Raw genomic sequence first — 13,192 nt, forward strand, 5'->3', positions numbered from 1 at the left:
ATAATGACGAGGTGTACTATGAAGACCTTACACCTCCGGAAAAAATAACAGTAGACATAAATCTTGATGGATTGGCTAATGGAGAAACGGTATACATATATCGAAAGACCAAGGTCTCGTGCAATGCTGATCTGAAAGGAAAAACCCTTCTTAAGTATGAAGTCAAACTGGGAGATAAAGATTTGAATTTACCGGGGAGTGGAATCCTTTATTTAGATCCCTCGGATTACGGAGGAGTCGAAGAATTAAATTTAACTATAAATGTAGAGTTAAAAACCGGAACACATAGTATTGCGGAACATCTTGGATTGGAAAAATATTTAGGATCGTTTAAGTATAAGATCAAATTTATTCATTATGCTGATTTATCCTTGAAATTTGAAAATACGATCACCCAGGATAGAAATTTGAAAGTTAGCTGGAAACCTCTTGATCTACAGCAACTACAGGTAAGTAAATATGAAGTATATAAACTCAATGGATACGAAGAAACGTTATTAAGCACCATAACCGACCCGAAAGATCCTTTCTTTGTTGATGAATCACATGTATTAGGGAAACAGGATTATTTGATCTTGACATATTTTGAGAATAATAAAATCGAAAAATTATGGGACTACCACACCGTTCAGATAGAATATCCGTCAGGAGGCTTGGATTCAGAGCCAATAGGCTTTGATAAAATCAAAGTATGGTGGAAAAAACACATGTATAACTGTAACTATGCATTGGAATTAGAGGATGGTACTATAATTGACTGCAAGGGCAATACCGAGGCAGAAATAAGCAAAACTTATAATTTCCCTATATATAAAGATATAAAATTACATATCTATCCGGCTAATTATACAGGAAACATTTCATCAACGGCTTACTCTACTCAGCTGTTACAATCTAGCAGAGTTAAGGATATATATCTTTCTGGAGAAATAGCCTACGATTTAAAGCATAAAGAACTCTATGTTAAAGATCAATACGTGCTCTATGCTGTTGATATAACAACAATGAAAACTATACCGGATAGATATGTTAACACAGGCTTTGATTGGGACTGGTCAAGAGAATATATGTATTATTCCGAATACTTTGAAAAACTATTCTATATAACAAGAGATTACAAGATCAACATATATGACAGAAATATGAAATTGCAGTCTTATATAAATTGGGGAGGGGTTACACTAAATAATCTATCGGTTTTGCATGCCCGGAAAGATGGAAAATTAATATTTGGATATACTGATCCTGACGGATATTGGACTAATGTTTATAATCTATCAAATAATCAATTAATGTATCGTGAAGGGCCGGATATCCTTCGAAACTATGCGAAAAGATCTATGTCGAAGGATGGAACTTACCTTTCGGTATCGGAGGACAACTATATTCAAATATTTAGTTTTGATAATATTGAGATGCTCAATGTAAATTCAATATCCACTTATCCTATCAACTTTGAAGAATGTATTTTTAGCAAAGTTGATGATGAAGAACTTTATATAGTAGAAAAAGAACAATTTTACAGGATGAATGCATTGACTAAAAACAAAACAGCTTACATTGCCGGTAAATTTATGACCGAAGATCCCTTCACCGGAAATGTAGCATACATAAAGAATGACAATATACTGGTTATACTTAGTCCTGATCTGAATGAAGAAATATACTCGATCCCGGTGAGTAGAGTATGGGATCTGAGACTCTTCGACAATATACTTACTACCAGCAAGAGTGGCGTGTTGTATTATGTTGATTTGAAGCCATATATTGAATGATATGAAGAATGTTAGCATAATATTTATATTATTACTCTATATTATCTTGTTCGTTTTCACCGGATGCGAATATGATAAAGATGAAGTCTGTTTTGTTGGTATCCCCAAAACAGAAGAGAAGGAAATAACGTTCAATCTTTTAAATTTACCATCAGGAGCGACGATTTATATATATCAGGAAACAAAACTGAAATATGATCTGAATCTTCCCGAAGGGAATATATTAAAACAAAAATTCATGTTAGGTAATAAAGAGTTCTTTTCTTCTGATGGTTATATCCTGTTAGATCCGAAAGGCTATAATAGCAGAACCGAAGAAAAACTTATACTTGATGTCAAAGTTGACTCTGGCTCTGAAAGCATAGCCGGAAAACTAGGTTTAGAAAGCTACATTGGCAGATTTGAATATAATATTATTTTTGTGCCGGATGCAAACCTAAGCCTTCAAAATATTTCTCATCATAAAAACAATGATGATTATTTTGAATTAACATGGAGTAAACCAGAGTTGGAACAATATACAGTAGAGAAATATCGGATAACATATTATCACGACCGCACGGAATATGTGGAAGAAATAACCAATCCGAATCAAACAGTTTTCATTGACACACGTGCTGTATTTGGTTATTTACATTACAGGATAGAAACCTTTTTCAAAGAAAGCTATAGAAAACCTTGGGTCGATAATTATACCATCTCCATAGATTTTCCTAAGTATTCTGTTAAGTTTGAATATACAGGCATAAACTCGGCGAGAATATCATGGCCAAAAAATGAATATAAATCTAAATATGCATTTGCTAGTGGATATTATGGTGATATAATTTATGAGGGAACAAATAACTATTTTGATATTGAAGATTTAGCAAGTTTCTCGACAAAACATGGTGTTGGAATTTTCCCTCTGAGTTCCTTTGGGGAGTGGGTGGAGCTTTATGTTCTACCGATGAGTGCTAATACTATCAGTAGAAATATGCCTATGCACTATGATGAATTATATAGCCAGAGTCTAATTACAAGAGATAAAAACTATGATGATTATATAGCTTTCGTAGATACTTCCAATGATATCTTATTTATCAAAAATAAAGATGAAATATGGTCTTATAATAGGAAGACTCTTGAGATGATTAATAATACGGAGATATCAAACACAATGCCTTCAAATTGGAGAATCCATGCATTTTGTTCCGAAAAAACGTCTACAATATTTATCGCGAATTATGATTGGATTGATTTAATCAGCTACGATTTTAAAAATCATGAGAAGATACAATTCGAATCAACTGATGTACTAAATTATCAATATGCTTATCTTGGCACGAATGATGTTGTATTTATTTGTCCGAAAATAACTATAAAAGAGGACGAAAGCGATATAAAAAGTATACTCTATGCATATGATTTGAAGTCAAGAAAATTAATTTCTTCTTTATCTTTAGAAAATATGTGGGATAACATTGTTGTATCCAGAGATGGCCAATATGTATGTGTATATAATGATGTTAGAGCGTTAGTTTATAAGTTTTCAGAGAATGCGTTTTCTTTACTGTATACAGAAGAGTGCTCTAGTTATGGATTGGGGAGCTACGATCCTAAAAATATCAATTTTAATGAGAAAATATCTAACCAGCTGATCATAACACTTTCTCCGGGAATGTACAATAATGAAATGTATACCGTAAATGTAGAGAATGGTGCTAAATCTGAAAAGAAACGCTGTTCTTATAGATGTTCAGATCCATATACTGGAAACGTAGTAGCAGTGCATGGGTCAAAATGTACCATTTTTGATACAATATTGAACAAAGAGCGTTTGTCGTTAACCAACTCTGACTCAGACTACCTTTTTGATGATTTGTTTCTAAAATCAGGAGGGAGCGATCAAAAAAAACTTTATTATCTAAACATAACTAATTATTTGAAAAAATGAAAAAATATACTTTCTTAATTATCTCAATACTGTGTAGCATATATATGCAAGCACAATTCACCGCAAGTTATTCTTTGGGTTATGCTACACATAATATGGATGGTATGAAAAGTCTGATGAAAACCATACAACAATCACCTCCTGCATTTATTATCGGTGCAAAAAGTGTTGATGATTTTTCTACTAATCAAGTAATTCACATCGTAGATATAGGTTACAGATTTGATATGCATGAATTCGGCTTAAAAGGGGGAGGATATAGCTCAACGGGAGCGAAACTGTCGTTGAAGGATTATTCAGGCGAATATTCTAACCGGTTTATTGTAAATGGTATACGGGCCGGAGTATATTATAAAAATTATTTTTATACATATAGAAATGACAAAGAAAAGGCTCTTTTTTCTTTCTTTGGGGAGATTTCTCCAGGTCTTTATTTTTCTGAGATCAAAAATAAAGGATTCTTTATAGTTCAAGATGAAGAGTTAGACTCATTTGATGATAAATATTCAAACACAAGTTTTGCATTTCTCATACAAGCAGGAGCAAAATATTATATTACCAAAAATATTAATATGCACATTGCATTAGGGTATGATTTTGTAGCTAAAGTTAAAGTGGAAGATTTAAAACCTAAAGAAGCGTTGGTTGATTGGAGTGGAATAAGATTTACAGGAGGTATTGGCTTCTCTTTTTAAATAGAGAATGCCTACCCGAGAAATAGTATGAAGGATTCAGGTTATGCTTGTTAATGCTTAGTTATATTGGCTAATATATGGATCTGATAGTCATTATTTGTCAGTGACCATACCAGATTTTAGGGTACATTTTGATTCTGTGGACAAGGAAATACTAACACAGGAAAAGATTGATATAATCTACAATGAGGATTTTGTCATAAGACGACTAGGACAGATAAATTTCATTGTGTAAAATTGTTATTATTCTTAATAATTGAAAATAAACCAATTACAAGAATGTTTTTCTTGACCGCTAACGGTTGAGAAATGGCAAAGTTCTGTTCTTTACTTTGCGCTAATAATAAAGAGCGATTTATTAATTAGGGTCTGCTGAAAAACTCAGCAGACCAATTCATATTTAATTCGGTTTGCGTCCGCTATTTCCCGGTTCCGATAACTATTATTGCGTCCATCCGATTTATTAGCGATTATCTCCAACAGCAATGCTGAAAAACTAAACCATAAGTTCTGAATAAGACACGGGAGTGCCATCCCCGCCAATTTGACCAGGTTTAGCACAAGGAAGATGCAGGCAATCCATGATTCGCTTGTTTGTCGGAGTCTGGCTTTGATACGGTTTAAGCCATAACCTGTTTTGGCTTGTCCAAACTTTCCTTCTATTGGATTACGCTCTCCCGGACTTACATGAATTGACATGGGCGAAGGCCTGCCCAGTGGCTTTGCTAAAAGTTTGATGCCTTTTTCCTTGAGCATAACCCGATTGGGACGACTACAGTAAATCTGATCAGCGAGTACTTCGCGGGGGTAGCATCCGAACCGTTCACGATACTTTTCAACATAGTGCTCCATGTGACTTCCCTCGTTAAAAGCATCCCAGGAAAGTTCATCCAGAAACGAGATGCCATCAATAATGGAAACATGTATCTTGGAACCAAACTCTACCTTGGCTTGACTCTTTCCTCTGACTATGGGGCGTACATGAGGTTGATGGATGCTTACTATCCGGTCTTCCACTGTATGCGTCCTGGACTTATACATGTACAACTGTTGATCAAACAAGGTCTGGATAACATACAAATATTTCCGATCCTTCTTCTTTAAGGGAAGGTTAGGATAAGCATCCAGCAACCGATGGATAGAATTTATATTCCGCTTGAGATACCCCAATTGAATGCGAACGGAGTTTCTGATCTCTTTCTTGCTCTTTTTCTTCTTCTGGGCTGTCTTCAGATAGCGTTTGCGAGCAACCTTGCGGTAGCTACGCGGCTTTTTATCATGTAACAGATGGGTATAGAGCTGATCAATCAGGTTTTCCGATATTTCACGAGCTTCGTTGAGCAGATTCAAATCCGTTGGATAAGCAATATCCTGTGGACAAGCAGTAGCATCAAAAATGATCCGGCCTTTGTTCGCTGAGCCACCGGATAAGGAATCCTCATCAGGATCAATGCCGGAATCGTCTTTATCCGATTCTTTTTTCACAAACTCCATCCCTGTCTTCAACTGAACAATCCGCTCGTTGATCGCATTGATCGTATCTAGACCCAAGCGTTTTCGTAAATCCACAAACAGTGAAGCATCAAATGGGGCTTCATGGGTGAAGCTACAGTACCCCAGAAAGTATTGCATATAGATGTTTTCCGAAATCTGACTCACTGTCTCCCGATCATCCAAATTGCAAAGATGCTTGATCATTAGAGAACCCAAAACCACACGAGGACTCAATCCCGGTCGACCCGTTGAACTAACCCCTACATGTTTGAGGTAAAGATTGCAAATCTCATCCCAGGGAATCAAATGGGACAATACAACCCAACGGTTTCCCGGATCGAGTTGCTGATCGAATGGATTTTCAAATCCCGATAAAACCAACTGATTCGGACTCGCATAATTGGGACTAAGTGCACGACTTTTGCGCTGTTTCTTCATATATCCTTGCATTTGGAAAAAACAAATATAAGTATTTTCACTCATCCTTAACGAATTATCAGTTTATCAGCAGACCCTAATTATAGGTGAAGGTGTAAAAATTGCTTTCACAAAGAAAGCATCGTAATATACTAATCATTTAAAATAAGTTTAATTTAATTTTTTTTTACAAAAAAGATAATTGTTAAAATTTTTTACTACTTTTGACTTTTGTGCCGTGATAATGAAAAATTATCCTAAATAACCAAACACTGAACTCAAGAATTACATAATATGCCGTTCTCTTTATCTATATTTTTGATAAATAAAAAAGCTCTTTTTATTTCTTTGTTTTTCTTTTATTTGGGGCCAAATCTTTTTCCCCAATCCTTACCAAAAGCAGACAAGGCACAGGAAGACTTTGCAATTATAGAGTCTCAAAACCGTTTCATTGATAACCTGAATATTGGGACAGGCGAACAGGCCGGTACAGCCTACAACCTGCCTGTGGGAATAAAGAAGATCGTGGGGAATATACCATTTACTTTGGCTATCACCAATGTGCGTTTTGGAAATCAATACGGGAAATTAACACTCCTGATGAAGATGCGTATCCCGCAGTCAGGTAGCAAACAGGATAAGGAATTATTATTCGGAGCCACAGATGTTAAAATAACCAATACAGGAGATCTTGTTGGAGATGTTAAATTATCCTTATTGAATAATATCCCCCTTTCCCTTGGTAACTTGGGAAATGTCGTTTTTAAAGGCAGCCTGAATGACAGTACAGGAAGGGCTGAATCCAATACCTATGTCTCCCTTGACTGTAATGGTAATTTCAAAGAACTATCCATCGACGCCGATGTAATACTGAATCAAAATACTTTTAGCCTTGTATCCGACAGAAGCAAGCCCGTTACAAGCAGTTTTAAAACCGTTATCCATGACTGGAACGATCTGATCGCAGAAATTTCGCTTCCTGCCTTCGAAATAAAAGGAGCCGAAGGTTTTGAGTTCAGTCTGTCAAGGGCGACATTGGATTTAAGTGATCTGAAAAATCCCATATCATTTACTCCTGACCCTCAATATTTCAGAGAATATTTTACATTACCCGACCCCGACTTATGGCGGGGCCTGTATGTTGACCGGTTTACATTAACCTTTCCGGAACAGTTTAAGAATAAACAATCGGGACAAAGGATCATCCTGGAAGCATCACACCTGCTGATAGACGAGAATGGCATCACAGGTGATATCACAGGTAAAAATATATTATCGCTGGAATACGGAGACGCTTCGGGCTGGGGATTCTCGGTAGAAGATTTCCGTTTGTCATTGTTAGCGAATAATATCAAGGGTTTTGGTTTCGGCGGACAGATCAATATCCCCATCTCGGAGAAAAGCCAGCCGCGACCTTATGAAGCATACATATCCAATAATGAATACCTCTTCAAGGTCGGCCTGGGAGAAAACCTCTCTTTTGACATATTCGGACAAGCCCAAATGCGCCTTGATCCGACTTCCTACCTGTTGATGCAGGTGAAGGACAGGCGTTTTAGCCCGAAGCTCGTCTTAAACGGCTCGATGGGTATTGATAAGGATGGTCTTAAGATGGAACAGGTCGTTTTCAAAAAGCTGGCATTCGCTACCGAATCTCCTTACTTTTCGGTGGAATCCGTCGAATACGGCGGGGAAGTCAAACTGAACAATTTTCCTGTCACAATAAGTGATATACGCTTTAAAACGGCTAACGATCTGGCTACGCTTGGATTCGATATCAAAGTCAACCTGATGCAGGAGAAAATAGCGGCAGGAGGACGCCTGGAATTAGCCTCACAGTATACAGACGGTCGTTGGAAATTCAAGGGGCTTAATATCGGAGCCATTAAACTTGAGAACACCCAACTGGCAGGCTTTAGCCTGGATGGGGAGATACGCATAGAAAAAGACCACCCCATATACGGGAATTATTTCGGAGGGTATATACAGGCGACTTTCGGCGCCTTATCATCAGGCCTGAAAGTCGGGGTTACCTCCGTCTTCGGCAATAAGGATTTCCGTTACTGGTATGTAGAAGGGCAGGCAGAATTCAAGGGAACAGATATCCCTGTAGGCCCGGTATTCCTGAACGGGTTTACCGGAGGCGCTTACTACAGGATGTCGCCTGCCGTAGGAAGCAAGCTCCAGGCCTATGCGCCGGATGACAAAGTATCATTAGGCCTGAAGGCCGGAGTTTCATATCATGTCGGAAGCAAGTTGGCCCTGAACGGAGATGCCCTTTTTGAAATGAACTTCCTGTCCTCCGGGGGAATAAAGAATATCCGCTTTTACGGCAGCGCACAGTTTATGTCACCGCTTGATATGAGCGGCAAACTCGGCAAGCTCGGTGACATGCATAAGAATGCGCAGGCAAAGGTCGAAAATATCAGCAACAGTTTAACGGATAAGCTGCCGGGTAATATGTCCGGCTCGGATATAACTAAAAAGATATTGCCCGACCTTAAACTGTCAGGGGCAATCAATGCCTATATGGCCATGGACTATGATTTCCCTTCGAAGACCTTCGATGCCGATTTCAGGGTGATGGTCTATGCGCCGGGTGGCATCTTGCGCGGGACAGGCAACAATAATGAGGCAGGCTGGGCCAAACTCCACTGTTCTCCTCAGAGTTGGTATATTCATGTAGGTACGCCCAATAATCCGGTTGGACTAAAACTTGGACTGGGGCCGCTATCCTTAAGTACGCAGTCCTATTTTATGCTTGGTGACAAATTGGAAAACCCGGTCGTTCCCAAAGAAGTCATCGATATACTGGGAATCACCCCGCAGGAGGCGGACTATATGAAAAGCCCGGACCTGACGGCGGCGGGCAAGGGAGTCGCTTTCGGTTCCCGCTTCTCATTTGATACAGGGGATATGACTTTTCTGATCCTGTACGCCCGCTTTATGGCCGGGGCAGGCTTCGATATTATGCTCCGTGATATGAGTAACTATGCCTGTGAAGGAAGCAATACTCCTGTCGGTATGGACGGTTGGTATGCCAACGGGCAGTGCTATGCCTACCTGTCGGGTGAACTGGGCGTTAAAATCAAACTCCTGTTTATCAAAAAGAAAATTACTGTCATTAAAGGCTCCACGGCCGCCTTGTTGCAGGCAAGGCTTCCGAATCCGACCTGGGTAGGCGGACAACTGGCCGTCAGACTGAATGTACTGGGAGGCCTGATCAAAGCCAATATGAAAATGAAAATGAGCTTTGGCAACGACTGCAAGCTGGTAGCCATCAACGGGGACAGTTCCCCTCTGGACATGCCTTTGATCGCAGACCTGACCCCATACGATAAAGATACGGATGTAGATGTATTCCTGTCTCCGCAGGCTACCTTCAATATGCCTTTAGGCGAACCTTTCGATATCGAGGACGACAACGGGAATATTAAATCCTACCGGATAAAACTTGCCGACTTCTATATAACAGACAGTAAAAACCAAAAGGTTGAAGGCAAGGTGAAAATGAATAAGGCTAATGATGCGGCCACATTTGAGTCAAAAGAGATATTGCCTCCGTATAATGATATGAAAGTATCCGTTTCGGTCAATTTTGAAGAATACAAAGGGGGAAGCTGGTCTGTGGTTTCACAAAACGGGAATATAGCCAGGGAGTCGAAGGAAGCCTCTTTTAAAACAGGCGGCGCTCCCAATTATATCCCGCTTACTAATATCTCATATTGTTATCCGGTTGTAGGACAGCGGAATTTCTTTAAGGAAGAGACAAATGCCGGCTATGTGCAGCTAAAAAAAGGGCAAAGCTACCTGTTCCCTGATAACTTCACCTATGACGCTAATTTTTCAGCGAAAAACGGCAATATGGCAAAGGCGGCTTTCAGATATAGCAGTTCGGATTCACGTATTAATTATTCCCTGCCTGATATCGTAAACCAGACAGACTATGAACTGGTATTTGCCGCCTCCACGGGAGGGCAAACCGGACAACCGTCAGAAACACGGAAAACGATCGGCACATTGACCGATGCAGAAGGAGAATCCTTCTCTGTAGACTATATGCAGCAGGCTGCACAAAAAATAACAAAGGACGGCGTATTGGAAGTGTTGAAATACCCTTTCCGGACAAGCCAATACAATACTTTCGGTCAAAAACTGTCTGTATTACAGCTGGAACCGACATCCCGTTATGTAAATACGGATGTACGCTCATTGCTCCTTAAATCGAGGGATAGCTACGAAGCTTTCGATGAAACGGAGCTTACCGGTAACGGTTATACCGCGGGAGCACCTCTGATATCTGCGGAAGCGGCGATGGATAATGATTATTACACAAAAGACATCGCGCCTTTAGTCTATAACTGGTATCCGCAAAAAGGCATTACCATTACCGGCAGGGATGTAAATGAGTACGGTGTACCTCCGTCCAGAGCTTTCCCATTGTATGACGGGTACCTGGGCTATATATCCGGGGATGCCTTTAACGATTTTATGTCGAAGATACTGCCGTTTGTATATGAGCTGCCGTACTATTACAGTAAAGATTATTACGAACTGAGGACAAAAGCAGTGAATTCATTCGATAAGGGTATTAATATGCAGCCGCTGATGCCGTTGATCAACAGCCACTTCCTGTTTATCAGGCAGGGGAACTATAAAACAACCTTCCGGTACAACCTTCCGGGCGGAAAAGCGGGAACTACCAGGCAGATGGATTATATAAATACACTGGACTGGCGATAATAATCTTACACATTTATAGAATTACAGAATGATGAAAAAACTTATTATATATTTATTCTTGTTACAGTTTGTACAGAATAATATTACATTATCAGCTCAGGAATATAATGTCACCGCTACACCAATAGAGAATTTTCGGGCCAAAGGTTTTGTTACAGATAAGAATGAAATAAAACTTCGCTGGTCCCCGGGAAATACAAGGGCATGGTCTGACGGAATTAAATACGGATATACAGTCAAGCGTTACACTGTAATGATTGATAATCGGTGGCAGGAAACTCCCGGAGAGACAATATTTGTGGAAAACTTAAAACCACGAGCTTTGGCAGACTGGGAAGAATATGCCAATAAGTCGGATTATGCAGCCGTCATCGCACAGGCTTTTTACGGTGAAGACTTTGAGCTCAGCGCTTCGGGGAATAATGATATCGGCAGTATTATTAACCAGGCAAACGAGTTGGAACAGCGTTTTTCCACTTCGGTCTTTATGGCCGAATACGATTATAAGGCAGCAGTATTGGCCGGCTGGGCATGGACGGATAATACGGTAAGAGACAACGAGCGTTACCTGTACCGTATTTACCTGAACCGTCCGGAAAGGTTACAGGGAGATACTGCGGCAGTCTATTTAGGATTGGAAGATAAAAAGGAACTGCCCAAGCCCATCGGGTTAAATGCTCTGTTTGGAGACAAGACCGCGATGCTGTCATGGAACTACACTCTGTTGTCGGATACCTACCATTCTTACCATATAGAGCGTAAAGAAGAGGGTGGTACTTTTAAAAGGATAACGGAACTGCCAGTTACCGCACTGGACGGTGAAATGAAGGAAATTTTCTATACCGACAGCCTTACAAACAATGAAACCGTCTATACCTACCGGGTGACCGGACTGACCGGATTCGATGAGACAGGGCCTTGTAGTGAAGAAGTCAGCGGAAAAGGAGAAAAAGCTTTAAGTTGTATCCCTTATATTTACAGTGGGGATTTCATAGGAAAAGACCGCGCGAAGATTTATTGGGAATTTGAATGTGAGGACAGCAGCCTGATCGATAAGTTCAGCCTGTCGGTATCAAAAGATATAGACGGGGAATACCAGTCTCTATTAGACAATATCCCGTTGGATAAAAGGGAACTGGATTTTCCGTTAACCGATGCCAGATCGTATGTTAAGTTACAGGTAAAAGCCAATGATGGGCGTAAAACGGAGTCTTTCCCGTTTTTGCTGAGGCAGGTAGATTCCATTCCTCCTGCTGTCCCGACAGGATTGAAAGTCGGGATAGACTCTACGGGAGTTGCCCGTTTATCCTGGGTTGAGAATCAGGAACCGGACTTATTGGGTTACCGCATCCTGCGTTCTTTTACGGAAAACGAGGAGAAATCATCCGTAACACCGGAATTTATTCCCCGAAACCATTATGCCGATACGCTTTCCCTTGATTTGGGTAATAGCTATGTCTATTATAGCTTGACAGCTATCGATGAGCGCTATAATGAATCGGCGCCATGTATGCCGGTCAAAGCCGTCAAGCCCAATAATAAGACCCCGGACGAGCCTGTTATTACCGGGTATAAATTATTGCCGGATAATAAAGTTGCTATTGAATGGACCCCAAACCCCGGACATCCGGATATAACCTATAAACTGATCCGGACGAATTTTGACAACCCGGAATATACCAGGACAGTATTTTCAGGTGATTATAATACAACGTCTTACTCGGATGAAATCCCTGTAGCGGGAAAATACCGTTACAGTCTGGTCGCTTATGGCGCTGACGGGAAGAAATCTTTTTCTCCGCAGCCCCTTGAAATTGAAATCAAGTCGAATACAGCATCCAATGAAGTCTCAGGATTGACCTATTATGCTGATTCCAATAAAGGTTATATCGAATTATCATGGAAAAAACATGAAAAAGCAAAATTGTACAGGATATACAAAGCTACCGAAGATGAAAAGATGGCTTTATGGAAAGAATTGGAGCCGGATGAAACACGGGTTACGGATGAGAATGTGTCCGCAGGGAATAATTATACTTATACGATTCTATATATTACCGATGAGGGCAGGCCATCGAAAACAAAGACAATTGTTGTAAATTATTAAAACCTTAAAAACCTGACACAAAATA

General features: G+C 39.8%; 6 protein-coding genes. 5 read left to right on the forward strand and 1 reads right to left on the reverse strand.

Going from position 1 to position 13,192, the window contains the following annotated elements; translation table 11 throughout:
• The first annotated feature begins 11 nt into the window (after positions 1-11).
• From ACYQ3L_RS06520 to ACYQ3L_RS06530, 3 genes are read left to right on the forward strand one after another with little or no spacing between them, the layout of a single operon-like run.
• The gene (locus ACYQ3L_RS06520; protein ID WP_459952366.1) at positions 12-1,775 is read left to right on the forward strand and encodes a hypothetical protein; all 1,764 of its coding nucleotides are present in this window, start codon (positions 12-14) and stop codon (positions 1,773-1,775) included.
• 1 nt (position 1,776) lies between these two features.
• Entirely contained in the window at positions 1,777-3,711 is a 1,935-nt protein-coding gene (locus ACYQ3L_RS06525; RefSeq protein ID WP_379994063.1) for a hypothetical protein, read from the forward strand.
• Positions 3,712-3,755: 44 nt separating this feature from the next.
• Complete coding sequence (locus tag ACYQ3L_RS06530) at positions 3,756-4,406, forward strand: hypothetical protein (RefSeq protein WP_379994064.1); 651 nt, start codon at positions 3,756-3,758, stop codon at positions 4,404-4,406.
• Positions 4,407-4,787: 381 nt separating this feature from the next.
• Here ACYQ3L_RS06530 and ACYQ3L_RS06535 read toward each other — a convergent pair whose 3' ends face one another.
• Entirely contained in the window at positions 4,788-6,338 is a 1,551-nt protein-coding gene (locus ACYQ3L_RS06535; RefSeq protein WP_459952245.1) for an IS5 family transposase, read from the reverse strand.
• A gap of 273 nt (positions 6,339-6,611) precedes the next feature.
• Between ACYQ3L_RS06535 and ACYQ3L_RS06540 the strand changes: the two genes are divergently transcribed.
• A complete protein-coding gene (locus tag ACYQ3L_RS06540) occupies positions 6,612-11,060 on the forward strand; it encodes a hypothetical protein (RefSeq protein ID WP_379994334.1) in 4,449 nt (1,482 codons plus the stop codon).
• 28 nt (positions 11,061-11,088) lie between these two features.
• Positions 11,089-13,167: a fibronectin type III domain-containing protein gene (locus tag ACYQ3L_RS06545; RefSeq protein WP_379994333.1), complete on the forward strand. Its 2,079-nt coding sequence runs from the start codon at positions 11,089-11,091 to the stop codon at positions 13,165-13,167.
• Positions 13,168-13,192 lie beyond the last annotated feature (25 nt).

The sequence above is a fragment of the Dysgonomonas termitidis genome (assembly GCF_054657735.1).

Coding starts and splice junctions, on each gene's coding strand:
- ACYQ3L_RS06525 (WP_379994063.1), top strand. CDS start 1,777: ATGAAGAATGTTAGCATAATATTTATATTATTACTCTATATTATCTTG.
- ACYQ3L_RS06530 (WP_379994064.1), top strand. CDS start 3,756: ATGCAAGCACAATTCACCGCAAGTTATTCTTTGGGTTATGCTACACAT.
- ACYQ3L_RS06535 (WP_459952245.1), bottom strand. CDS start 6,338: ATGAAGAAACAGCGCAAAAGTCGTGCACTTAGTCCCAATTATGCGAGT.
- ACYQ3L_RS06540 (WP_379994334.1), top strand. CDS start 6,612: ATGCCGTTCTCTTTATCTATATTTTTGATAAATAAAAAAGCTCTTTTT.
- ACYQ3L_RS06545 (WP_379994333.1), top strand. CDS start 11,089: ATGATGAAAAAACTTATTATATATTTATTCTTGTTACAGTTTGTACAG.